This window comes from Sphingobacterium sp. GVS05A, assembly GCF_019969845.1.
GTDB lineage: Bacteria > Bacteroidota > Bacteroidia > Sphingobacteriales > Sphingobacteriaceae > Sphingobacterium.
Window position 1 is genome coordinate 502,488 of sequence record NZ_JAHXYR010000004.1, and the last position, 25,217, is coordinate 527,704.

Below are 25,217 nucleotides of genomic sequence, written 5' to 3' on the forward strand. Positions count from 1 at the left end.
TTTGACTGAAAATGAGTTGTATAAAGAGCGTTGTCTCTGATCAAAAAAATGGGTGATTAAAAAAATAATCAAGTCAAACAATAAGATACGTATTGTCCTAAGAGATACCACGCGATGGAAAAACTACGTATTCTACCTGCGTACTTTCGGAATAGATTATGTAGCGTGCTTTTGTTTACGTAAAAATATCTTACTGTAAATAAGTTAGGTATAAAAATTTTTATCTTTTTTTTTGAATACGCAAAAAGGCTACAGTATCCCAGTTTAATATTTGTGACAACGAAAAAGGAAAAACACACAAAAGTATCAAACATGGAAACAAAGATAAAAAATAGGCTAAATGAAATAGCGGAAATAGAGGGCATAAGCATACTGTTTGCCTGTGAATCGGGGAGTCGTGGTTGGGGATTCCCTTCAACAGATAGTGATTACGATGTTCGGTTTATCTATGCAAGAAAACCTTCAGATTATTCCAGCGTTTTTCCGTTGGAAACAGAATTGCGCTATCCGATATCTGGAGAACTGGATATATCCGGTTGGGATCTAATTAAAGTACTGACGTTGTTGTACAAAAGCAATGTTAGCCCATTCGAATGGATACAGTCACCAATTGTATATCATGAAACTTCCGGATTCAAAAAGGGTTTTCTGCCATTGATCGAAGACTATTTTAGTGCGCGCAGACAAGCGCATCATTATCTGGGAATAGTTCGCAGTAAGATCGGCGATCTCTGCAATGGGACTATACGACTCAAGACCCTGTTTTATATTTTGAGATCTTTGCTGGCAGCAGAGTGGTGCACCACCCACAGTGCTTATGCACCAATGGCTTTAGCCGATTTATCTAGATTACTGCCTGAGGGTATACGAACCGAAGTTGCGAAATTAGTACAATTGAAGAGTGAGGTAGACGAGGGTTTCAACTTTAGCTGTCCCGCAATAATAAAAGATTATCTGGAAGAAAGATTTAATCATTTAGAATATGAGGTGAATGATCTTCCATTGGTTAAGACAGATAAGGAGGGTCTTGAAAATTACTTTAAAACTATACTGAAATGACTATAAATGAACTTAGGGATAAAGGACTGATCCTGTTCGAGGCAGTGGTCGGAAGTCGGGCATATGGACTGACGACCGCTACTTCGGATACAGATATCAAGGGCGTCTTTTATTTACCGCGCGAATATTTTTTTGGAAATAAATATATTGCTCAAGTTGCCAATTCGAGTAATGATGAGGTTTATTATGAATTGGGGCGTTTTGTGGAACTCCTTTCCAAAAGCAATCCCAATATATTGGAACTTCTGGCTAGTGCCGATGAATGTCTCTTATACAAAGATCCGATCTTTGAACGGTTTAATATTCAGGAATTTATGACTCGCGAGGCTGTGACTACTTTTGCCCAATACGCAATGGCTCAGGTGCATAAGGCGAAAGGATTGAACAAGAAAATTAACAACCCCATGGACAAGGAACGTAAAAGCTTGCTTGATTTCTGTTTTGTAATCGAAGGGAATGGTAGTCAACAGTTGAAACAATGGCTGGTCAATCGCCAATGGAAACAGGAAAATTGTGGATTGGCAAAGATAGATCATACCAAAGGTATGTATGCATTGTTTTATGATTTGACAGGAAAGTTCGGATACAAAGGTATTGTCTCAACCGCAGAAAGCGATGAGGTCTCCTGTAGCTCGATTGCAAAGGAGCAAACGCCTGGTGCATATCTCTTTGTTAATCATGAAGCCTATTCTTCCTATTGTAAGACTTACAATGAGTACTTTACTTGGGTGGCCAAACGCAATGAGGTTCGTTTTCAGGGCACAGTGGGCCATGGTCAGGGGTATGATGCCAAAAACATGATGCACACGATCCGCTTGTTGGAACAGGCAAAAGAGATCTTGTTCAATGGTGAATTGCATGTACATCGACCAAATAGGGAAGAGCTCCTGCTCATTAAAAGTGGAACATACAGTTATGAGGAACTTTTTCTGCGCTCCCAACAGCTTTTTAAAGAGATACAGGATCTTTCTTTATCAAGCATGCTTCCAGCGGCACCGGATCAGGCTATGCTGACAAAACTTTTGGTGGAATTACGGGAAGAACTCTATCGCTGATGTTTGTCCTACTTCGAGGCACAACCTCATCGACTGATTGAAGTTTGCCTCAAGTTGCGATAGATCTCTACAATCGATATGTGTGGTCTATTCAAGAACCTTAATTTGAAATTAATGATGCTGCAATAATCAATTATTTTGGACAGATATTAAGTCCTACCCCCCGAATCATAAATCTATCTGGTATTCAGGATCATTACTTACTATATTTATATAAAGCAAATTAAAAGTGCATATTTCGGTTGCTGGAAAGGCTATGAGTAAAATTGAATAATGGTATTTTGGGGTTTAAGCCGTTACAAGGGATCTTATAGAATATCACAAGACTCGGTCGGCATTTGTCAAAATATGCCAATTGAAAAAGAATAATAAAAACATTTCAAAACAGATGAGTTACGATATTTCACTATACAGGACTGAAACAAAGGTAAGGGAGGAAAATGCTCATGATGCGGATTTTTTCGAAAAAGAGGAAAACCTTGTTCCTTTTACTGGACAACAGTTTCAAGAGCTTAAAGAGCGACTTTTAAGCTACAACTACAAGATCACAGGAGAGGATGATCATGGTCTACATTTTAGCCATTCCGATGGTGATTTTGGCACTGCCTTATTAACCGGAAATGCCCTCTACTTTACAGCAAGCTGGAATGTAAACTCAATTTTTGAAGTAGGAATGGTCGCTTCAGAATTTACTGACAGTGGGGAATACGCAAAGTATGATTTCCAGCGTGGGGAATGGGAGGTATGGGAATGATCAAGCGTTCCCATAAATTATTTTCTGTATTGCGTTAAGGTCATACCTGTTTGTTTCTTAAAATAACGTGTCAAATACGAACTGTCTTCAAAATTGAGACGGTAGGCAATCTCTTTAATGGATAAATCTGTGCTGCGTAGGAGAGCCTTTATTTCCAATGTAACCTGTCTATCTATCAATCCTTTTGGGGAGTCATTCAAGAAATCTTTGATTATTTGTGATAAATAGAATGGGGTAATGTTTAATTTGTTGGCATAAAATGCGACACTGCGTTGCTCAGCACTATACTTACCAACTAGATCCCAAAACTTCCAACACAATCTTTCGGTATGGCTATATTGCCGCATTGTGTTGATCCCTGTTACTGGCATCGCTTCAGCGATATAGAGAAAGATATTTTGTAAATGATTTCGCAGCATTGTATGCTGATGGACGGTACATGCCGCCTTTATATATTTGATTTGTTCTATCCACATTTTCAGCAGAATAGCTTGCTCAGGCTGGGGCCGGCATAATGGTGATTGGTGCAGAAATAAGAAAAGTTCATTTGGTAAATCATAGGCGACCTCAGATGCCATTTCTTTGTTTACAAAACAGTAAAATGCGCTAAAATCACTCGATAAGCGTTGCACAACAGTGATACTGTCTTCCGCTAATACCATGATATCGTTGGGTTTGAGTAGATAATTTTTAAAATCTACATTCACCACTGCACTGCCTTTAAGGCAAACGATAAGATTGGTGTAGCTAAGGGGTAAAGGGGAACCGAGAATTTCGCTCAAGGTACTTTCTCCAAGGCTGACAATTTCCTTTCCTTTAATCATATTGGCGAATAATTTATGCTGGCTTGCGATAAGCACTTTGAATATTTTTTTAGCAGTTTATACTTCTTTATAGTTTTCAAAAGTACCCATTTTACACAGTTTTTGTTTATAATAAGCCTGTAAAGTCCCTATATCTTTGCAACGTACTAATAAAAAAATAGATTATTATGATTTTAGAAACAGAAAGATTGATTTTGCGACCATTTATGGAGACAGATGCCGCAGATTTATATCATTATGCCAAAGACGCTAATGTCGGACCAATAGCGGGGTGGCCACCACATACGAGTATTGAGCAGAGTAGGGAGATCATCAATACAATATTTGCACAGGCTGGGGTATTTGCGATTGCACTCAAAGAAGATAATATTGCCATTGGAATGATTGGTTTAATTTTGGGGAAGAACAGCAATTTCCCAATTACAGAAGCTGAAGGGGAGATCTCCTACTGGATAGGGGTGCCATTCTGGGGACGAGGTTTAATGCCCGAAGCGATCCGTGCAGTAGTGCGTCATGGCTTTGAAGATTTAAGATTGGTGAATATCTGGAGTGGATATTATGAAGGCAATGCCAAATCTCAGATTGCACAAGAGAAGTGTGGATTTAGATATCATCACACAGAAGAGGGGAGCCATAACGCCTTTTTGAATGAAGTTCGTAAGGAACATATAAGCCGTTTGACGCGTGATGATTGGACTATGGCTAATTATGGCAAGGTGTCATTCTAATAGGTTTGCGTATCACCTCAAAAATACATGTTGGGACTGTAGTGTTAAATTCTATCTATAGATATATCAGCTTCACTCACAATGAGGCTGATATATTCTGGTAAATACTCATTTTTTTCTTTTGTTATCTGACGATGTTTATTTATATGAAAGGCTAGAAACAGTTTGTTTAGATCAGGAATCACTTTCTATGGTCAATGACATTAAAATTGTAGTAAAAGCTCTTAATATTAAGCCGATGATTTTTGAAAGCCACACTATTTTAGCGGGAATAATCCCAACGATGGTAATGCCATAAAAATCTAGAGACCAGCTGTTCGATATTCTGTAGGTGTTTTCCCTGTCCATTTTTTAAATGCTCGAACGAAGGCACTTGGCTCAGCGTAGCCCAAAATGGTTGAAATTTCTTTTATGGAAGAATTACTGTTTTGCATGTAATGGACAGCTAATGACTTACGCACCTCCTCAACAATTTGTACATAAGAAGCTCCCTCATCCTTGAGTTTACGTTGTAAAGTCCTTACACTGACATTGAAATTTCCGGCTACCGCTTCGATCGAGAGTGAATAAAGGTAAGAGTTCGCTAGAAGGTAGTTGAATATCCTCTTGGAAAGAGCACCTGTTAACTCGTTTGGATTTTGCAATTTGTTCATTTGGTTAATGAGCAAAGTTTGCACCTCATAGTTGGCTGTAATGATTGGAAAGTCCAGGTATTCTTTGGGAAATTCTACCGTATAATATTCTGCCTTAACTATTGGACATTTCAAAATTATCTCGTAGTCCATGTAGCGATCTTTCTGAAAGCTTGGTAGACCAACCTTCGTGGGTTTCAGATTTTTAAGTAACAGCCCTTTCAATTCATAAATTGTAAACGCTATCAGGAAGTCCCCGAATTGTCTTTGGGTCATCTGGAAATGGTCAAAACCTGCATTTTTAAGGTATTGGATGACACATGTTTTAGGCCCGAGTTCTATTTCCATTGTATAAAGATCTGTGACTACGTGCATCATTGATCGTACCTGTAGCAGGGCATCTTTCACAGTGCTACTCGTTTGGATAATCTGTCCGACAATATTCAGCGCCGCTAATTGCATTGTGGCTCCAAAATGCAAGCCTATCAGCTCATCTTTGGAAAACTGAACAATGTTCTTCCACAGATTTTCCACCTGTTGATCGGTGATATCAAACTTGGAGCCATTCATTAACTGGGCAATCGAAAACCCTGATAATGCAGTAATTTTAGCATTATCTAGCCCACGCTCGCCACAAAAGGCAATTAAGGCATGCAACATGGTCTGTCTATAATTCATACTGTAAATCTAATGATATGTTTTACAGTTTGTATCTGATTGTCGCATAATGTCAATACCCTGTCGCTTATAGATAATAAAAATCCGTCCGTACAGCAGTACTTTTGAGTAACAAAAAGATAGAAATTATGACACTAAAAAATGTATTGCTGACCAATGCGATCAGCTCAGGAATGACCGGGATCTTATTAGCGACCATGCCTTCTTTATTTACACAACTATTTAAAACACCACACAGTAGTCCATTTACCTTGGTTGGAGGTTTTCTGATCGTGTTTTCTGTATTTGTACTGGCAACGGCTATGAAGAAAATTATCTCGAAAAGCTGGACCAAATTTATCATTACGCTAGATGTTATTTGGGTTATTGCCAGCGTTATTGTTGTCATCTCCTTATTTTATACAATCAGTATTATAGGTTCTGTTATGATCCTAGCTGTTGCCGTATGGGTTGGAATGATGGCTTATTTGCAAAACAGAAATCTAAACACTATTTGAGATGGAAAATATCAATGCTTTTGTGGATACCTTCCTAGCTAGCTTGCAGCGGCGAGAACTGAAAAACCTGGTTGATCTTTTTGCTGAAGAGTTTTACCTGGAAATTCCAGGCAATACAGCAAAGATAAAATGGCTGGGATCGAGAAGGTCGAAACCGGAGGTGGAACAACTTTTTAAGTTACTATGGTCAGCTGTTGAACCTGTAAGCGCAGCTATACAGACAGTATTGACCAACGAAGATCAGGCTATTATAAAAGGGAATTTTACCTCCAAGATGTTGGAAACAGGAAAGCTGGTCAGTTCTATATTCTTTATTCACTTGAAGATACACAACCATAAAATTGTTGAATATACTCTTTTGGAGGATAGTTATGCGGTTTCGGAAGCTTTGCGATAGAAATTTAACCCACTTGGTTGTCCCGCTACTTTTATTACCATATCATGGTAACACAAAAATAACAGGGCTCCAAAGCTAAGGTTGTAAATGGTGAATATTTCTAACGGAGCATTCAGCTGGAAAATACTAAAGAAACAAATGTTCATCGTTTTGAAAAGAATTAGGAAACTAGAGGCTCAGCTTGATAGGTGATTTTATGTGTTCTAATTCTTTTTATTTAATTAACTTTGGATATACATGAACCTACTAAAATCTATTAATAACAAGAAGGTAGCTGCAGCTGTTTTCTTATTGGCTATATCAGGAGCCACATTTGCTCAAAATAGGGAGACAAGACCCAATATTGTTTTTATTATGGCGGATGACCTCGGTTATGGGGATCTTGGTGTATATGGTCAGAAAAAAATTGAAACCAAGCATATTGATTCACTAGCCAATAAGGGAATGAAGTTTGAGAACTTTTATGCTGGTACCTCTGTCTGTGCTCCTTCGCGTTCTTCCCTAATGACAGGACAACATACTGGGCATACCTATGTAAGAGGAAATAAAGAAATCGAACCAGAGGGACAACAACCGTTGGCAGACTCGGTACAGACAATCGCTATGTTGTTGCAGAAGGCGGGTTATGCGACAGGTGCTTTCGGAAAATGGGGGCTAGGGATGGTCAATACTACCGGAGCACCAGATCAGAAAGGATTTGACGAGTTTTATGGTTACAATTGCCAACGTCAATCCCACCGTTATTACCCTACTCACCTTTGGCATAATAAAGAGCGGATTGAGCTTGATGGTAATGGATTATTGGCCAAAGGTCAATATGCACCAGCATTGATCCAAGAGAAAACTCTTGCCTTTATTGATGCGAATAAAGACAAACCTTTCTTTCTCTTTGTACCTACTGTGCTTCCCCATGCCGAACTTTCTGGTCCAGAAGATGAATATTACCAGCAATATGCCAATTCATTTGATGAAAAACCACATAAAGGAAATGATTACGGACCAAAGGCAACAGTTCCGGGTTATGCTGGTGTAGAGAAACCGCATGCTATGTATGCAAGCATGGTAAGTCGTATGGATGCTTATGTTGGTCAGATCGTAGAAAAACTACGTCAAAACAAATTGCTTGACAATACCATAATCATATTTACAAGTGACAACGGTTCGCATAAAGAAGGGGGAGCAGATCCTAATTTTTTCAATAGTTCTGGAGGTTTGCGTGGAAATAAGCGCGATTTGTATGAAGGAGGTATCAGGACTCCGTTCATTGCCTATTGGCCGGGAAAAATAGCCGAAGGAAAGACATCAAACTATTTGGGTGCTTTTTGGGATATTATGCCGACGATGGTCGAACTTGCTAAGGCGGATAAACCCAGATATACAGATGGGGTTTCTTTTGTTCCTACTTTATTGGGACGCAATAAACAACAAAAGCAACATGATTATCTTTATTGGGAATTCCATGAAGATGGTGGACGTCAGGCATTACGAAAAGGTGACTGGAAACTCATTTTGCAGAAAGTAACTACTGGTACTCCGATTAAAGAGCTGTACAATCTCAAACAAGATCCAAAAGAACAGAACAATGTTGCGAATAGCAATCCGAAAAAAGTACAGGAATTGCAACGCTTGATTGAGAAAGCGCATGTGGAGAGTGCTATCTTCCCGTTGACCAATAATACCAAATAAGATGTAAATCATTTACAGAAGATTTGGCAAACCGAATAAATATGGCCGCTTGGGACACCCAAGCGGCCATATTTATAACGATCACATTATTTTTTCGATACGTTGCTTATTATTGTCTGTATCCTGACTGCGTTAATTTTTCTGTATATCAATTAAGATTTTGACTTCAGTGGGATCATTAACCAGAGCTTCAAATCCTTCTGAAACGATATTGTCTAAGCTTATTTTGCGTGTCACAAGTTTCTCTACGGGCATACGTCCACTATCGATAAGTGCAATAACCTGTGGAAAGATATTACGATAAGCAATAATACCTTTAATGGTGATTTCCCGTAGCACTTGATCCAGTGCATTGGTATTTACAGGTTTACCAAAAAGTGCAACTAAAACAGCCGTTCCACCATTTTTTAAACTATCAATTCCAGTTGTATAGGAGGCTTGTACACCAGCGCAATCTAGAAATACATCCACTCCAAGCTCCGTGATGGACTTAATCTTTTGTGGTATACCTTCTTCTTTTGCATTGATGATATGGGTAGCACCGATGGCTTTAGCCTTCTCCAAACGCTTGTCAGCGATATCAGTCACAATAACTGTTGTTGCACCTGCGGCAAGTGCTGCCTGAACGCACAGTAAACCTATTGGACCAGCTCCAGAGACCAATACCGTTTCTCCGATTTTAAGTCCACTTTGGAGTACTGCATAAACTGCTACAGCGGCAGGTTCCACTAATGCCCCCTTTTCGAACGACATGCTATCAGGTATTTTGTGTACCATATAGTCTTCGACGACAACATACGGCGCAAATCCACCATTGCTGGATAGGCCTACAAATCCCAAAGGTTCAGATAAATTATATGCACCATTTGCGATAAAAGGACTATCGAAGTTTTTAAAAATCGGTTCCACGACCACACGGTCACCTACTTTTAAATGATGGACGCCTTCACCAATCGCATCTATTACTCCTGAAAACTCATGCCCTAATGTAGTGGTTCCTTGATGCCCATTTAATGGATAAGGTTGATCTACTGGGATTAATTGGGGACCATGTACATATTCATGTAGATCAGATCCACAGATTCCTGCGAAATGAACAGCTATTTTAACTTGACCAGACTTCGGTTCAGGAATTTCAGTTGATTCTACTCTGATATCTTTTGCAGCATACCAACGTGCGGCTTTCATTGTATTCGTCATGTTATCTCCTTTTTTGAATATAAACTAAGGTAAGCAGAATGATTAAGGATCATCGTGATCCATATCTCAAACGTAAATGAGATGGATCATTTTAGCCGAAAATTAATGGAGGAGATCTTATAATTCGAAATTGTTTATCAGGATTTTATCATCTCTAAAAGTTGATCGTCAATTTCGTTTACCCCTATGTTGCAGGGCTGATACTTTATTATCCATCTGTTTTCATACGTCCCGTTTTAAAGGGGTATGAAAACAGGTGAAGTGTATTCAGTATTGAACGATTTAGTTCATCTTAATCATTGTCATGATTTTCAGTAGCATATGAAAACTTAATTGATTTTTGTGGATAAGTTTCCATACTCATACGGCTGGTATTTTTGATGATACTTTTTAAGCTGACCCGATCACCCAATTTAAAATAAGCTTCTACGATTTGATAATCCAATAGATAAGGGCCACAAAAGTAATTTCCATTGGCATCTTTTTCTATGGTTCCCTGATAAAGTCCCGCTTTTGTTTCTTTTGGCATATGTGTTTAATTTGAAAACAAAGGTAGGAAGAGTAATTGGTAATTCGGTGTCAATTGTCATATTCCTTTCGCGACTGTCAATATTTATAGCCAATAATGGCATTATCGTCATTTATTTCGCATGTTGGTTTGATCTTAATATCGTGCTAATCCATTTCAGATAAACTTTGTTTTTCGAGAAGTCATTATGCCCTTCATTGTTTAATGTGATGAAACGATCTGAGCTTTTTAACAGTTTGGAAAGTTTCGTAGAGGAACCATAATAAACAGCCTTATCACCGCTGCCGTGGAAAATAATAATCGGACATTTTACCTTCTTCAAATGAGATGCATTATCAAAACGGAAAGGGATATTTGTGGTGTCTAATTCAGGAGCAACATTGTTTACCCAGTCTGCTAAATTATAATATGGGGCCTGTAAGATCAGCAGACCCGGCTGGTTGTTGGCTGCAATATTAGAGGCAAGGGCACTGCCCATAGATTGGCCCAATACGATAATATTATACTCAGAATAGATTGTCTTTAGTTTATTATAGACTATTTGAATATCATTATTTAGCATAGTTTCATCGGTAACTTTACCTTGGCTTTTGCCATAGCCACGATAGTCAAGCATAAAGATATCATAATTATTCGCTGTATATATAGGCGCAATTTTACCCCAAGTGTCCAAGGCTCCATTGCTTCCATGTAAATAGAAGATCAGACCTTTGGGTATTTTGGTTTTAAAAAATAGTCCATTCAGAATAATACTATCCTTCATCGGAATGTATTTCTCTTCAAAAGGGGTATCGAAATTGAAAGCTAAATTTTCGATCTTTTTACCTGGAAATAATTGCTCGGTCAGCAAAGTGTTCCATTCTTCTTTCGACCACGATTTTTTATCCTGGCCATTACAGATGGAGGGAAAAATCATCGTAGTAAGAAACAGGTATATCACCCAAATAGATGACTGTTTGGTCCATATTTCCGCAGATGATATATTGATATCCGATTTCATTGCATTGTTAGCCTGTTGATTGGGTGTTCTTTCTAAGTTATTGCTAATATCTCAAATTGAGATTTTCCGCCGTGCGATCTCAATTTTTGGCCACCGGGATATTACCGGACAACTTTATGAGAAATCCAGTGATTTTATTTATTAAGTTTTGCAACCTGAATGGCGATGAACTTTGGTAAATAGTTTGGTGTACAATTTTTAGCCACCATTTCGTCTTTATAAAGCCCTGTTTGCTCACCGATATTGATTCATCTTTTTCTGAAAGTCTCCTGAAAAATACCGATTTGAGCAGCAGTAAAATTCATCGCCCACTGGACTTCAGATACTTCATTTTCAATTCGGGTTTCAATCTTCGAAAGCAATTCCTCGCTATTGGGCGGCGGCTTTTGTCCCACCCATCGCAATCGGGCTTGATGGTACCAAAAAGTACGTCTTTGAAGGGGAGATGTACTATTTTTCCAACTTTCCATTAATGCGATTGTACGTTTGTCTTTGGCAAGTTGATTCGCCATAAGCCAATCAATCAGCTGCAGTTTTTCGTCTTCCCGATGTTGTTCAATATCACTGACCAACCTGTCAATAATTTCTTTAGAAAGTAATTTCTTGTCCATCAGTAAGATCGCCAATTGTCGGGCAAGGTAGTGTGTTGTAGACCACAGTTCCATGGCTAGTTCGTGGTCTTTTTTTATAACGTTAGCAATTTTACGCAAGTCACCAAGTTTGGTCTTCTCGTCGCTAATTTGCGTGATAATATTTTCTGCTGTCGATGATAGTTCCATAATTGTTTTCCGATAAATAACAGATGTACGACATTTACTTGCTTAATCATTGTCAGGACACCAGTGTAAGGTGCATCTTATTATATTTATGTGCTTATCAAGCGTTATTATACCGTGAATTTACTAATTTTTTAACTGCCGATAACATGGTAAAATATAATCGGTATAAATTATTATTCTATTTTTGTTTGTTGACCTCGTCTTTTTGAGCAAAAGACAAGAACCTACCTTGTTTGGTATAAAGCTAAGGATGTGCGGAGGCCGTTCAACAAGATGGCGATACTTTTGACGTTATATTTAGATAATGGAATTAAGAAAAGAAATTGAACCTGATTTTCAAACATTGGAAAAACGCTATCCGGAAGTTCTAAAACTCATTCTGGCATATTCCGACTATTGTGAAGAGAACGGGGATGAAGATAATACCGAATATCAAAAGCTTGAAAATACGCTTCATGAAATGACGGGGAAAGATATATCTCAATTTAATATTTGGGAATGGTGGGAGGAAGAAGGCGCAGAGGTTTTAGCATGCAGAATATCACTTCCCGCTCCGAAAATTATTGAACATATCACAAAGGATGAACTGGCAGAAATTGTGCGACGGCAAAAGACTTTTGTTATGCAGGACGAGGATGATAAAAGTTTGAGAGCGCAGTTTCATTATCATCTTGATGACTATTTTATTGATTTTCTAAAGCTAAATTTTACAACCTTTGACCGCAGATTGTTTCAAAGACAAAAAGACAAACAGGGCAATTATTTTGAATATAATCAAAACGAAATTGTTGAAAAATTATGGAATGACGGTGCGAGATAAAGTAAAGGCATTTGATTTTGTAATTTAACCAATGCCTACAAGCGAGAGTTTACCTAATTGGCGCAGTCCTATGTAAGATATTGAAAACCTGTTCGTTTAATTTTATTTTAGTATTTTAACTGAGTGAATACTAAATCATAAACTAAGCGAACATTATTATGATAAAGACTTTTTTTACTGTCACCGCATTCCTGATTATATCATTTGTTTTTGCCCAACAGCCTCAAGTAAAGGTTGAGGAGGGGATAATGGAGGGAATTACGTTATCCAGCGGAGTGCAGGCATTCCGTGGGATCCCTTTTGCAAAACCGCCGGTTGGCAATTTGCGATGGAAAGAACCACAACCGGCCGATCATTGGACAGGGGTTCGAAAGGTAGATCGCTTTGGAAATTCACCAATGCAGAAACCGATCTATGGGGATATGAGATTTCGTTCTCCGGGTATAAGTGAAGATTGCCTCTACCTGAATATATGGCGACCAGAGGCGGGGGGATCCGGTAAACTTCCTGTTTTAGTTTATTTTTATGGTGGCGGCTTTAATGCCGGTGATGGATCAGAAAATCGTTACGATGGGGAGAGTTTTGCCAAAGCAGGCATTATTGTCGTTACGGTCAATTATCGTTTGGGCATCTTTGGTTTCTTTGCGCATCCGGAACTAACCCAAGAATCACAAAAAAATGCATCAGGGAACTATGGTCTCCTGGATCAATATGCGGCATTAAAATGGGTCAAAAAGAATATAGCTGCCTTTGGAGGTAATCCTGATGAGGTCACCATAGGTGGCGAATCTGCAGGAAGCATGTCTGTTTCCGCTCAGATGAGCAGTCCGCTTTCTAAAGGGCTATTTAAGCGTGCTATCGGTCAGAGCGGAAGTGTTTTTAATTTAAGATATGGCACTATTTCCCTTGGGGAGCAAGAACAACGAGGTGTTACATTTGCGGCCAAAGTCAATGCAGGAAATCTCAGCCAATTGCGTAAAATTCCTGCCGCAGAACTACTTGACTGGGCCAGTGAGCCCGGCGCCTTTATGACACGTCTGATCATAGATGGTTATTTTCTCCCCAAATCACCATTGGAAATATTTGAAGCAGGGGAGCAGTCCAAAGTTCCTCTACTTGCGGGCTGGACGTCTACAGAGGCTCCTTATCTCGCCTTCACAGGCAAGTCTTATCCATCACCGGACAACTATGAAAGGTTAGTACGCGAACAGTTTGGCACTGGAGCTGATGAAGTACTCAAATTATATCCCGGAAAAACAGAAAGTGAAGTCCTTAAATCGGCGACTGGGCTAGCCAGTGATAATTTTATTGTTTACAGTACTTGGAAGTGGCTCGATTTGCAACGAAAAAACAGTGGTCAACCTGTTTATGTTTACATATTTAGCAAAGCGCGGCCACCGATGAAAGCAGCTTATAGCAACGTGGAGACAGGACTCGCTGGTGGGATAAATAAAAAATCTGCGAATACGGACAAAGAGAATCTGCCACCAGTCCTCCCGGGAGCATCCCATGCCAGTGATATTGAATATCTATTGGGAAACCTGAAGAGCAATGATGTTTTTGACTGGACGAAGGATGACTATAAAACTTCACTACTGGGACAGCGCTACTTCATCAATTTTATTAAAACCGGTAATCCCAATGGAAGAGACCTTGCTGTGTGGCCAAAAACCACAGCAACAGATAAATTTATGAATATACTTAACATAGCTATTGAAGCAAAGGCATCTCCCGAGCAATTCAGAGACAGGTATCTTTTTCTCGACGGTTTATTTGTCGAAAAGGAGCAAAGATTTCTAAAAAGTCCATAGCCAATCCAGTTAAAGCTCTGATCGATGAAAAATACAAGTGTGAGGGGAAGCTCTTAGTTTTCTATTTGCCGCAAGATCAAAACTATTTATGGTCATAGCTGTTATCAAAGAAACTTTTCATAAACCAGATTAATCATAAGGCTTGTGAGTTACCTTGCCGAGTGTGCTTACTTTTTAGCGTTATTTTGTTTGAATCAAACGGGACTGACCAAATGGAGACTGTGATGACTTATGAAGATGATATGTTAAAGATTACCAATGTAAAGCGAATTGTGATGTATGACAGTAAATCCTGATGTGATAATTATAGGTGGCGGTCTTGCCGGGCTCACGAGTGCACTTCATCTGTCTAAACAAGGATTAAAAGTAACATTAATCGAAAAGCACAATTATCCTCATCATAAAGTGTGTGGAGAATATCTTTCCAATGAAATTGTACCCTATTTGTGCTGGCTTAACGCCAATATAAATGAATTGCATCCAACCTATATTCAACATCTTAAATTCACGACGCAAAATGGAAAATCGGCTCAGGTCAAATTGCCCTTGGGCGGTATTGGCGTAAGCCGGTATTGTTTGGACGATTTCTTATACCAAAAAGCAAAAGCAAATGGATGTGCGATTGTGATAGCCAGCGTTTCTGGAATATCTTTTAGTGACGATATATTTGAGGTTTCGGTTCAAGATCAGATTTTGAGAGCAAAGATTGTGCTTGGTGCTTTTGGAAAACGTGCCAATATTGATCAGATTTTAGCTCGTGATTTCATGAAAAAGACATCGAAATGGATGGCGGTTAAAGCACATTATTCAGGTGATTTTCCGGACGGCCTAATTGCGTTGCATAATTTTCCGGGAGGATACTGCGGCATTTCAAAAATCGAGCATAATGCGATAAATTTATGTTATCTAACAGATGTAGAGATGTTTAAAAAATATAAAAATGTCGTCGATCATCAGAAGCATGTCTTGTTTACGAATAGTCATCTAAAAAGTTTTTTTGAACGCAATACGGTACTTTTTGATAAACCGCTTACCATTAGCCAGATTTCATTTGAAAAAAAAACAGTGATAGAAGATCATATCCTAATGGTCGGCGATGCGGCGAGCCTGATCCACCCCTTTTGCGGTAATGGGATGGCGATGGCGATACACAGTGCAAAAATAGCTTCCGAACTTATTGTGGACTATTATGCTGGCAAAATAACCTCACGTGAAGGACTGGAAAAACGTTACATCAACCAATGGCGAAAAAACTTTGCGAGACGCCTATTTTTCGGAAGGATTTTAGCAACAGTGCTAGGATACGAAGTTGGTATTAGGGTCTTAATGAGGGTTGCCGTACTTTTTCCTGCAGTGTTGACATGGATAATCAAACAAACTCACGGAAATATGAAGCAAATAAAATGGGGATAAATACAAAGTTTAGAACTAAGAAAAACGAAATTATGGACGATTTTTCACTTGAAGGTGATGAACTCCGCATTACTTTGGACGAAATATCGAAAATAAATCATTTTTTGGGGGGCAACAAGATTACTTTAGATGGCGTCCGGACATTGTTGTTAAAAGCCGATACAACCAAAACACTAACCATTGTCGATATCGGCTGCGGTAATGGCGAGATGTTACGGATGTTGAGCGACTATGGTTATAGTAATAATATAGATCTTAAAATAGTGGGAATAGATGCCAATCCATTCACTGTTAACTATGCTCAAGTTTTATCAAAAGATTATCCCAATATTTCATACCTGTGCGGCGATGTATTCGATAAGAATTTTGAAATGGCAAAGTTTGACATTGCGCTATGTACTCTTACATTACATCATTTTGATACTGATCAGATTATAAGACTAATAAATATCCTTGTCAAAATTTCAAACATAGGGATAGTAATCAACGATTTGCAGCGGAGCAAAATTGCCTATCGACTTTTTCAAACCATTTGTGTTGTTTTTAAGTTAAACAATATGACCAAGAAGGATGGACTTATTTCAATATTACGTGGCTTTAAGAAAAATGAGCTTGAGGAGTTCTGCAAGCAATTACACTTAAAAAACTATATGCTCCAGTGGAAATGGGCATTTCGTTACCAATGGATAATTTCCAATATATGAATGTTAAAATAATAAGTGTTGCCAAGCAACTGCCCAAATACTCCAGCACAACTGCTGAAATACTTCCGCTATTGGATATATGGCTTAAGGGCCAGGAGCACCGGTTTATAAAAAAAGTAAAGAAACTTTTTGAGGGTTCGGCTGTCGACAGAAGGTATGCTATTATGGGTCCGAATGAGGTTTTTACTGCAACATCATTCGAGGAGAAAAATAATATTTACATGCGGGAAGCCATAGTATTAGGTGAGGAAGCACTTCGTAAGGCTCTCGAAAAGGTAGGATGGACACCCCAATCTCTGGATTATATCATCACCGTCAGCTGTACAGGGATTATGATACCTTCATTGGACGCATATCTTATCAATAAGATGAAACTCCGGCAGGATATTGTCAGGCTGCCAGTTACTGAAATGGGTTGTGTTGCTGGAGTTTCCGGTATTATTTACGCAAAAAATTTCTTGCAGGCCAATCCTGGAAAACGTGCTGCTGTAATTGCCGTCGAAGCACCAACAGCAACCTTTCAGCTGTCAGACTTTTCAATGTCCAATATAGTTAGCGCTGCGATATTTGGAGATGGCGCCGCCTGTTGTTTACTTTCATCTCATGAAGCAGATCGAGGACCTGTGATACTCGACCAACAGATGTACCATTTTTACGATACTGAAGACATTATGGGTTTCAAGCTAACAAATGGCGGTATGCAGATGATATTGGATGTTGAGGTTCCCAATGTGATCGCATCGCATTTTAATGCAGTCATACATCCATTTTTACAGGAGAATAGTTTAGAAATTGAAGATATAAAATATATGATTTTTCATCCTGGAGGTAAAAAGATTGTCACAACAATGGAGCAGATTTTTGCCGAGTTTGGCAAAGATATTACAGATACCAAGGCCGTTCTGGCCCAGTATGGCAATATGTCAAGTGCTACAGTTCTTTATGTTCTCGAGCGTATCATGGCACGCGAGCCTCAGGCCGGAGAACTAGGGTTAATGTTGAGTTTTGGCCCCGGTTTCTCAGCACAGCGAGTTTTATTACAATGGTAACCTTAAAAAACAAGTCGATGGATTTGAATGATATTATTGCGAAATTGCCTTATGGGGAGCCATTTTTATTTGTGGATGAATTGGTGCATGTAGATGAAGAAGGTATTATAGGAAACTATACTTTCAATGAAAATCTGGATTTTTACAAAGGGCATTTTTGCGGTAATCCAATTACTCCGGGTGTTATTTTGACCGAAGTAATGGCTCAGATAGGGCTGGCCTGCTTTGGAATTTATTTGCTCGGTAGTGATTTAAACAATGGTATTGCGATGGCATTGACCTCAAGTGAAATACAATTCTTAAAACCGGTGTATCCTAAGGAAAAGGTTACCGTTTTTTCGGATAAGATATATTTTAGGTTCGGGAAGCTCAAGTGCGCTGTCACGTTGAAAAACGAAGCTGGATATGAGGTTTGTAAAGGAACCCTGTCAGGTATGATCAGGAGAGAGCTATGAATAGAGTTGTAATAACTGGACTAGGGGTGGTTGCCCCAAACGGAGTAGGGGTAACCGCCTTTTCAACGGCCATAAAAAATGGACTTTCGGGTATAATGCATGATCCTCTACTGGAAAGGTTACAATTCTCTTGCCAGATAGCAGGAACGCCATCGATATCTGAAGATCTCAAAAGACAGTATTTTACGGACTTGGAACTGAGAGGATTTAATAGCACCGGAATATTGTACGGTGTCATTGCTGGTATGCAAGCATGGGCAGATGCAGAACTACCAATAGATGTTTCTTCTGAACCGGATTGGGATAGTGGAACTGTTTTTGGTTCAGGTACCTCCGGCATAGATAAATTTCGTGAGAGCATTTATAAAGTAGACGATCTGCAAACACGGAGACTAGGAAGTACAGTAGTGGCACAGACGATGAACAGTGGAGTCAGTGCATACCTAGGGGGGAAACTCGGGCTTGGGAATCAAGTGACAACCAATTCATCTGCCTGTGCTACGGGTACGGAAGCCATTCTGATGGCCTATGATCGCATTCGTTCGGGAAGAGCAAAACGGATGGTAGCAGGGAGTACAGGAGATAGTGGCCCTTACATCTGGGCAGGCTTCGATGCCCTGCGGGTCTGTAGTTCTCAATATAATGAGCATCCACAACAAGGGGCCCGGCCAATGAGTGCAACCGCCGGAGGGTTTGTCCCCGGTAGTGGAGCAGGTGCTTTACTATTAGAAGATTTGGGAAGCGCCTTGTCGCGTGGTGTAAAAATATATGCAGAATTGCTTGGGGGCCAGGTCAATTCAGGAGGTCAGCGTGGAATGGGGAGTATGACAGCTCCTAATAACGATGCAGTGCAACGATGCATCATCGATGCACTTAAAAATGCTGGCATTTCTGCTATGGATATTGATGCCATCAATGGGCATCTTACTGCAACAGCCAAGGACGCGCTCGAGATAGAAAATTGGACTAAGGCGCTTGAACGTAATGGGAAAAACTTCCCTTATATCAATTCGCTCAAAGGCTTGATCGGACATTGCCTCAGCGCGGCAGGTAGTATTGAAAGTGTCGCTACAGTATTGCAACTGTACGAAGGGTTCTTGTTCGGTAATAGCAACTGTAATGACCTACATCCCGACATCGCTGCTCTTATAGATCCGCTGAAAGTACCGCTGAAAACAATCTACTTGAGACCCAATATTGTAGCCAAAGCCAGTTTTGGCTTTGGCGATGTAAATGCCTGTCTAATATTTAAAAAATTTAATAACTAAGTCTATGAACAGAGAAGAACTAATTGACGCATTAAAGCCTATCATAGCACCATATACTACAAATGATGACGCTTTTGGGAAGCTTAGCGAGAATACTGATTTCATTCATGACCTCCAGATCAATTCTGCCAATCTGGTTGATATAGTATTGGATATTGAGGAGAAATTCGATATTGTTATTGACAATCCCGATATGGAACGTATGCTCAATGTAAAGGCAGCTATCGATATTATAGAAAGCAAACTTCAAATGAAATGATTGGTAATGACGTCATCGATCTGGTGCAATCCCGCAAAGACAGTAATTGGCGACGTAGGGGATTTATTCCGAAATTATTTGGTGCTGATGAGCAATTGTTAATAGCAAATAGTCCCGATCCCGAGACGACGCTATGGCTCTTATGGAGTATGAAAGAGGCAGCTTATAAGGCATGGAATAGAGAAACCAAGATCCGGAAATACATGCCCAAAAAACTGGTTTGTACAATATCCCGACAGTCGGTCAGTAATGCTTGTGGCCGGGTTGTTTGTGAAGGGAAGATCTACTATACTGAAACAATTCTTGCGCCTGATTTTATACATTCCATAGCTGTTAGTGTTTTTAGTCATCTAGACTACGTTATTGAGATCGAAAAAAATGAAATTGTCAAAGACCATTTTGGCATTCCATATGTTGCTGTAGAGGGGGGGACAGAACTATTTGCAGCTTCAGTAAGCAATCATGGTCGTTTTGAAAAAGTAGTTGCTATTTCGCGCATATAAGGTTGTTCTACTTCTTGTCATTTGTCGGAAAGGTCTCTCTTTTCGCTTAGGTAGGCTATTCCTATTAAAAGTTATGTAGAACAAAAGAAAAAAGCAAAAGCGACATTCCACAAGGAATGCCGCTCGTTCAATATCGGATAAAAGAATACCGTTGTCTTGGATTAGTAACCCGGATTTTGCACCAAGTTAGGTTCTACCTGAAAACTACTTTCGTGAAATGGCCATAGGTATTGGTGATTTAAGAACTTTCGATCCTCAATTTTAAGTACCTCAGACTGTCCAGCACCATTCAAACGCATGTGACCGAGAGCTGCTTGATTAAGTACCGTTTCTGCCGTTTTCCAGCGCAAGATATCGCTATAGCGTAATCCTTCGCCAGCAAATTCGATTCTTCTTTCGTTGCGGATGAGCGCAATCCATTCCTGCTGCGATTTTGCAACTAAATTGACATCCGCAATGCTCATATCAAGTCCGGCTCTTTTGCGAATTTGGTTGATACAACTTTTAGCCAGTTCATCTATTTCATTCAACATAATCTTAGCTTCGGCATAGGTTAAAAGTACTTCGGCATAGCGGGCTAAAGAAAAATGCATATTTCCACCAGTACGGAACGCATCGGCTTGGTCCACGAATTTCTTAAACCAGTATCCCGATCTACTACTGCGTAGGTTTTGGTAGTAAAAAGCGCTTTTGGAATCATAGATGTCTATTTTTTCATTATTGAAGAGATCGCCATGACCAAATACACTGGCTTCATACCGTGGATCGCGGTTTAATTTTGGATTAAGCTCATAGGCTTGCTTGCTGTGTAATGGACAGTTGTCAATTGGTCGCCCCTGTAAAGTCCAATAACTATCCACGAGTGCTTTTAGAGGAACGACATAAGATTGTCCATTTCCGGTTCGATATTGTGGTGCCAGATGTTGAAATGACGCCGTTGCTGAGTTGTTATGACTCTCCATATCGAACTTGATAATAAACTCTTTGTTGGTTTTATCTGCTTGATAATTAAATAGATTGGCGTATTGAGTGTGCAGTTGATATTTTCCACTATCCATTATTTCCTTAGCAAGCCTCGCCGCCAGTTCGTACCTTCCATTATAGAGCGCATAGCGCATAACCAATGTTTTAAAGGAATATTTATTGAACATATATGCATTTGTAGTACCTTCATTTTCCGGAAGTCTATTGGCGACATCTTCACTCATTTCAAAGAGTTTGTCGAGGATTTCGGCTTTAGGGGTAACAGCTGGTGTTGCCTCTTCCAGTTTAACAGGAGTAAGCACAAAAGGGACATTACCCCAAAATTCTGTGATCCTGAAGTAATGCCAGATGCGCAAACCTTCAAGAATTGCTTTATACCTTTGCCGCGTAGATTCATTTTCGACATAGGGTACATCAACATTTGCCAAATAGGTGTTAATACGTCCTATATGCTGATTGTGTAAATTCCAGTAATAAACAGCTAAAGCAGAGTTGCTGGTCATATTGCCGTTGGCAATGATCATATGGTGATCTGTCTCAATGCGGGCATAAGCATTGTCCGAACGACCTTCGGTCATATAAAAAAGGAGACGACGTTCACCAGGGCCCATAAAAGCATCCAAATAACTGCTATAGACCACACGACGTAGATCCTCCTCTGTGTTAAAAAACTCATCAAAGGAAGTTGCTGTTGGATCTCGTTTATCAAGAAATTTTTCGCAGCTACTAAGTGTCGCCAATGCTATTATCAGGGTAATAATTTTCTTTTTCATTGTTATGATATTAAAAAATGCTCGCACTTAATCCAAAACTGTATGTTGCCATCCGCGGGTAATTTCCATTACCACTACCGATCCGCTCAGGGTCTAGTCCTTCCCACTTTGTCAAGGTGAATACATCCTGGGCGTTTACATAAAGCCGCAGGTTTTTGACACTTTTACCAATGGATGGAAAAGTGTATCCAAGTTGAAGTGATTTAACACGGAAATAGGCCGCATTGCTGAGCCATACATTACTCAAAAGTGTGTTCGGCGTAGAGCCTGTCCATAAACGTGGGAAACGGCTATTTGGATTTTCCGGACTCCAATGGTCGGCAACATATTCAACACGTGGCGCCCCTAGATCATTGCTGTTTCCATCTACATAAACTGGATAGGCTTCCTGACCAGCTAGCCTACCAGTTCTCTTACCCACACCTTGACCTAACGCAGAAAAATCCCAGCGTTTATAATGCAGGTCAATATTGATAGCGTAATTGTAATAGGGTAGTGGATCCGCCAGATAAACGCGGTCATTGTCGTTAATGAGGCCATCCTGATTTTGATCGACATAGCGGATATCGCCAGGTCTAGAATTAGGCATTTTTGCTGCTGTTTCATCAATTTCTTGTTGACTCTGAAAGTAGCCATTTGATTGAAAGCCATAATAATTATTGATCGGGATCCCTTTATACCATATCTGATCATTGTTACCTTTGAAAATCAAACGGTCATTTTCATTATAGCCAGCCTTGAGTATGCGGTTGCGGTTATTGAACAGCATCGCACCGATTTTATAGGAGAAATCATCTTTCTTGTCAGACCAGTTTACCGAAACTTCCCAGCCATCGTTCTCTACCGCACCAATATTTACTGCTGAGACCAGGGTGTATGAGCCTGTTAGGGGCGGAACAGCAAATTGATCATAGATTAAATCATACGAATTTTTATGGTATACCTCGGCTGTTAAAGAAAGTCTATTTTTGAACGCATTCATATCGAGACCAAGATTCCATTGTTTTTGTTTCTCCCATGAAAAATTAGAATTAGGAACGCGCATTGTCCATCCCCAAGTATTGACAGATTCCTGCCACAGATACGGGGCTACATTTTCATTACCAATTAAACCGTATGAGGCACGGATTTTAATATTGTTGATCGCCTCGGATTCGAGAATAGGTTTGAAAAAGCGTTCATTATGTAGGTTCCATGCAAAGGCCCCTGATGGAAAGAATCCCCAGCGATGACCCGGTGCAAATTTACTGCTTCCATCCGAACGGCCTGTTAATTCAAATATATAACGGTTATCAAATGAATAGTTTAGTTTACCAAAAAAGGAAGCCTTGCTAATTTCTCTAAAATCGGTGAAGGTATAGCTCATGATCTCAGAACCTGCGGTGAGATAGATTTTGTCTTTGTCCTGACGTAGTTCTTTATTGTAATTTACCAATGCTCGCGCAGTCAGTTGGCTCTCGCTTACTCCCTGTGAGGCATTAACATCGTTACCCCATATGCTGATTGGCGCCCCTTTTTCATCAAAGAATTTGTAGGTTAATCGCTTTTGTTTGTCGGCGGATTTATTGATCATGTATGATACATTTCCTTCGATATTTAGGTTACTGTTAATATTGTATTTAGGTCGGAGATTGATCGTACTACGGTCATGCATATAGTTTTTGGTACCACCATGTTTAATCGAAGCTATCGGATTAATGTTGTTATGCAGAATGAAAGGTTCAGGCCTGTCTACATCATAGTAGATCTGTTGTGTTGGGTTTAGGCGCCAGGCTTGTTGATAGAGCCCGTGACCATCATCATTTGCCATCAGCCTATTGACTTGTAGACGATGTGCGTAAAAATCGGCCATCAAAACAAACTTATCTGCAATATTGATATTCGTGTTGAACCTGGCCGAGAATTTTTGCGTACCTTCAATATTGTTGAGGCCGTTTTCCTTAATATGACCCAGCATAAGGTTAAAGGTACCTACGCCACCGCCACCAGAAATACTAGCGTTGTTGTTGATTGCTGTAGAGGTGCGTTCCATTATTTCATCCAGCCAGTTGACCCCTTTTATTTTTCCATTAGCATATTGTTCAATTGTCTCATCAGAATAGATCGCTGGTTGCCCTTGTTGGATTAGTGTTTCATTTCGCAATTTCATAAAATCAACTGCGCCAACAAATTCTGGAAGATCTATCGGTTTGTTTATTGCATACCAGTTATTTGTAAAAACCTTGAATTGACCAGTTTGTCCACGCTCTGTTTCGATGATAATAACGCCATTGGCACCACGTGAGCCATACATAGATGCTGAAGCCGCATCTTTAAGTACTGTAATACTTTTCACTTGGTTGGGATCGATATCGTGGATACTCTGTTCCATTCCATCTACGATGACCAGAGGATCGGCATTTTGTAGCGTACTGATACCGCGAATAGAAATGGTGCCAGGTACACTGCCAGGAAGGCTATTCCCTCGCATCATTGTAACACCAGCAATTGTTCCCGAAAAGGCATCCTGCATTTTATAGATTGGACGGTTTTTTACTTTTTCCATATCCATTTGGGATACGGAGGAGGCGAGGTGCTTTTTATCGACCTCTGAAAATCCAACGACCACCACCTCTTCAAGCCCAATTTCGTCGTTGTCCATGACGATATTGAGCTCAGTTTTGTTGTTGATGGGAAGTTCAAGCTGTTTAAAGCCCACCGCACTGAAGATCAATGTACCTCTATTCCCATTTGGGAGAGAAAGTTGAAATTCACCTCTAGCATTTGTTGAGGTTCCAATGTTTGTCCCTTTGAGCAAAATGCTGACTGCACTTAATAGATTTCCTTTTGTGTCATGTATTTTCCCTTTAATAGTACGTTGCTGATACATTTCGCTATTTGATTGATCATCAGGAATATTTTCCTGTTTCCGTTTTATGACGACGGTACCACGATGTACCATGTAATAGAATGCGCTATTTTTAAAGAGCTGATCAAGTGTTTTATTCAGGGTTGCATCTGTTATTTCAAGATTTGCTTTTTCATTATTCAGTAAGCCCTCCATAAAGATAAAACGTACTCCTGTCTGCTTGGTGATGTTTTTGAGTACCGTTTCAATCTTTGCATTTTTGGCGTGCAGTGTAATCTGAGCAGAGCTTGAAGCATAGGCACCCATCATGGATGTTGCTAATAATATTCCTGTCAGTTTCATTTTGATTAGATTGTTCAAAATTTTTCCTTTGTCTATAGGACAAAGAATTCCTTTTGAATAAAATAAATTATTCATAATTTGGTAGAGAATTAATAGTTTATGATCAGTTGTTAATTCAGTTAGATGCAGGAGTATTGGAGTACTTCTGCATTCTTTTTCATACAATATTT

The 25,217-nt window shown here is 39.6% G+C and carries 24 protein-coding genes; 16 read left to right on the forward strand and 8 right to left on the reverse strand.

All coding sequences use genetic code 11. The features are described 5' to 3' along the window. Window positions 1-312 precede the first annotated feature (312 nt). The 3 genes from LC454_RS12645 to LC454_RS12655 all read left to right on the forward strand — a co-directional run bounded on the left by LC454_RS12645 (window position 313) and on the right by LC454_RS12655 (window position 2,868). A complete protein-coding gene (locus tag LC454_RS12645) occupies window positions 313-1,059 on the forward strand; it encodes a DNA polymerase beta superfamily protein (protein ID WP_223582822.1) in 747 nt (248 codons plus the stop codon). Then, entirely contained in the window at window positions 1,056-2,114 is a 1,059-nt protein-coding gene (locus LC454_RS12650; protein ID WP_223582824.1) for a DNA polymerase beta superfamily protein, read from the forward strand. The genes LC454_RS12645 and LC454_RS12650 overlap by 4 nt, the downstream gene beginning before the upstream one ends. A gap of 388 nt (window positions 2,115-2,502) precedes the next feature. Continuing rightward, on the forward strand, window positions 2,503-2,868 hold the full coding sequence (locus LC454_RS12655; protein WP_223582825.1) for a hypothetical protein: 366 nt from the start codon (window positions 2,503-2,505) through the stop codon (window positions 2,866-2,868). A gap of 17 nt (window positions 2,869-2,885) precedes the next feature. Here LC454_RS12655 and LC454_RS12660 read toward each other — a convergent pair whose 3' ends face one another. Beyond that, the gene (locus LC454_RS12660) at window positions 2,886-3,692 is read right to left on the reverse strand and encodes a helix-turn-helix domain-containing protein (RefSeq protein ID WP_223582827.1); all 807 of its coding nucleotides are present in this window, start codon (window positions 3,690-3,692) and stop codon (window positions 2,886-2,888) included. Between the two features lie 167 nt (window positions 3,693-3,859). Between LC454_RS12660 and LC454_RS12665 the strand changes: the two genes are divergently transcribed. Continuing rightward, entirely contained in the window at window positions 3,860-4,420 is a 561-nt protein-coding gene (locus LC454_RS12665) for a GNAT family N-acetyltransferase (protein WP_223582829.1), read from the forward strand. 302 nt (window positions 4,421-4,722) lie between these two features. Here the strand turns inward: LC454_RS12665 and LC454_RS12670 are convergent, their stop codons facing one another. Further along, on the reverse strand, window positions 4,723-5,730 hold the full coding sequence (locus LC454_RS12670) for an AraC family transcriptional regulator (protein ID WP_223582831.1): 1,008 nt from the start codon (window positions 5,728-5,730) through the stop codon (window positions 4,723-4,725). Between the two features lie 128 nt (window positions 5,731-5,858). Here LC454_RS12670 and LC454_RS12675 point away from each other — a divergent pair, with 128 nt between their 5' ends. The 3 genes from LC454_RS12675 (at window position 5,859) to LC454_RS12685 (ending at window position 8,310) form a co-directional block, all read left to right on the forward strand. Further along, the gene (locus tag LC454_RS12675; RefSeq protein ID WP_223582833.1) at window positions 5,859-6,227 is read left to right on the forward strand and encodes a hypothetical protein; all 369 of its coding nucleotides are present in this window, start codon (window positions 5,859-5,861) and stop codon (window positions 6,225-6,227) included. A gap of 1 nt (window position 6,228) precedes the next feature. Beyond that, window positions 6,229-6,624, forward strand: a complete 396-nt coding sequence (locus LC454_RS12680; RefSeq protein WP_223582835.1) for a nuclear transport factor 2 family protein — start codon at window positions 6,229-6,231, stop codon at window positions 6,622-6,624. Between the two features lie 237 nt (window positions 6,625-6,861). Next, window positions 6,862-8,310 (forward strand): arylsulfatase, encoded by a 1,449-nt coding sequence (locus LC454_RS12685; protein ID WP_223582837.1) that lies wholly within the window; start codon window positions 6,862-6,864, stop codon window positions 8,308-8,310. A 132-nt stretch (window positions 8,311-8,442) separates the two neighbouring features. Here LC454_RS12685 and LC454_RS12690 read toward each other — a convergent pair whose 3' ends face one another. The 4 genes from LC454_RS12690 to LC454_RS12705 form a co-directional block, all read right to left on the reverse strand. After that, window positions 8,443-9,510 (reverse strand): 2,3-butanediol dehydrogenase, encoded by a 1,068-nt coding sequence (locus LC454_RS12690; protein ID WP_223582838.1) that lies wholly within the window; start codon window positions 9,508-9,510, stop codon window positions 8,443-8,445. A gap of 292 nt (window positions 9,511-9,802) precedes the next feature. Further along, a complete protein-coding gene (locus LC454_RS12695; protein ID WP_120257052.1) occupies window positions 9,803-10,039 on the reverse strand; it encodes a hypothetical protein in 237 nt (78 codons plus the stop codon). A gap of 112 nt (window positions 10,040-10,151) precedes the next feature. After that, window positions 10,152-11,039 (reverse strand): alpha/beta hydrolase, encoded by an 888-nt coding sequence (locus LC454_RS12700; protein ID WP_223582840.1) that lies wholly within the window; start codon window positions 11,037-11,039, stop codon window positions 10,152-10,154. Between the two features lie 248 nt (window positions 11,040-11,287). Then, complete coding sequence (locus LC454_RS12705; protein WP_223582842.1) at window positions 11,288-11,818, reverse strand: DNA alkylation repair protein; 531 nt, start codon at window positions 11,816-11,818, stop codon at window positions 11,288-11,290. A gap of 304 nt (window positions 11,819-12,122) precedes the next feature. Here LC454_RS12705 and LC454_RS12710 point away from each other — a divergent pair, with 304 nt between their 5' ends. The 9 genes from LC454_RS12710 (at window position 12,123) to LC454_RS12750 (ending at window position 20,100) form a co-directional block, all read left to right on the forward strand. Then, window positions 12,123-12,638, forward strand: a complete 516-nt coding sequence (locus tag LC454_RS12710) for a hypothetical protein (RefSeq protein ID WP_223582844.1) — start codon at window positions 12,123-12,125, stop codon at window positions 12,636-12,638. Between the two features lie 158 nt (window positions 12,639-12,796). Further along, entirely contained in the window at window positions 12,797-14,449 is a 1,653-nt protein-coding gene (locus LC454_RS12715) for a carboxylesterase/lipase family protein (RefSeq protein ID WP_223582846.1), read from the forward strand. Between the two features lie 279 nt (window positions 14,450-14,728). Further along, window positions 14,729-15,862 (forward strand): NAD(P)/FAD-dependent oxidoreductase, encoded by a 1,134-nt coding sequence (locus LC454_RS12720; RefSeq protein WP_223582848.1) that lies wholly within the window; start codon window positions 14,729-14,731, stop codon window positions 15,860-15,862. A gap of 32 nt (window positions 15,863-15,894) precedes the next feature. Further along, the gene (locus LC454_RS12725) at window positions 15,895-16,566 is read left to right on the forward strand and encodes a methyltransferase domain-containing protein (RefSeq protein WP_223582850.1); all 672 of its coding nucleotides are present in this window, start codon (window positions 15,895-15,897) and stop codon (window positions 16,564-16,566) included. After that, window positions 16,563-17,615, forward strand: a complete 1,053-nt coding sequence (locus LC454_RS12730) for a type III polyketide synthase (protein ID WP_223582851.1) — start codon at window positions 16,563-16,565, stop codon at window positions 17,613-17,615. Before LC454_RS12725 ends, LC454_RS12730 begins: the two co-directional genes overlap by 4 nt. 17 nt (window positions 17,616-17,632) lie before the next feature. Next, complete coding sequence (locus tag LC454_RS12735) at window positions 17,633-18,070, forward strand: 3-hydroxyacyl-ACP dehydratase FabZ family protein (RefSeq protein ID WP_223582853.1); 438 nt, start codon at window positions 17,633-17,635, stop codon at window positions 18,068-18,070. Continuing rightward, window positions 18,067-19,338, forward strand: a complete 1,272-nt coding sequence (locus LC454_RS12740; protein ID WP_223582855.1) for a beta-ketoacyl-[acyl-carrier-protein] synthase family protein — start codon at window positions 18,067-18,069, stop codon at window positions 19,336-19,338. Before LC454_RS12735 ends, LC454_RS12740 begins: the two co-directional genes overlap by 4 nt. A 4-nt stretch (window positions 19,339-19,342) precedes the next feature. Further along, window positions 19,343-19,597: an acyl carrier protein gene (locus LC454_RS12745; protein ID WP_223582863.1), complete on the forward strand. Its 255-nt coding sequence runs from the start codon at window positions 19,343-19,345 to the stop codon at window positions 19,595-19,597. Beyond that, on the forward strand, window positions 19,594-20,100 hold the full coding sequence (locus LC454_RS12750) for a 4'-phosphopantetheinyl transferase superfamily protein (RefSeq protein WP_223582865.1): 507 nt from the start codon (window positions 19,594-19,596) through the stop codon (window positions 20,098-20,100). The genes LC454_RS12745 and LC454_RS12750 overlap by 4 nt, the downstream gene beginning before the upstream one ends. Before the next feature lie 161 nt (window positions 20,101-20,261). On the opposite strand, the gene LC454_RS12755 is transcribed toward LC454_RS12750, so the two are convergent. Then, a complete protein-coding gene (locus tag LC454_RS12755; protein ID WP_223582867.1) occupies window positions 20,262-21,857 on the reverse strand; it encodes a RagB/SusD family nutrient uptake outer membrane protein in 1,596 nt (531 codons plus the stop codon). A gap of 10 nt (window positions 21,858-21,867) precedes the next feature. After that, complete coding sequence (locus LC454_RS12760) at window positions 21,868-25,122, reverse strand: SusC/RagA family TonB-linked outer membrane protein (RefSeq protein ID WP_223582868.1); 3,255 nt, start codon at window positions 25,120-25,122, stop codon at window positions 21,868-21,870. Between the last annotated feature and the right edge of the window lie 95 nt (window positions 25,123-25,217).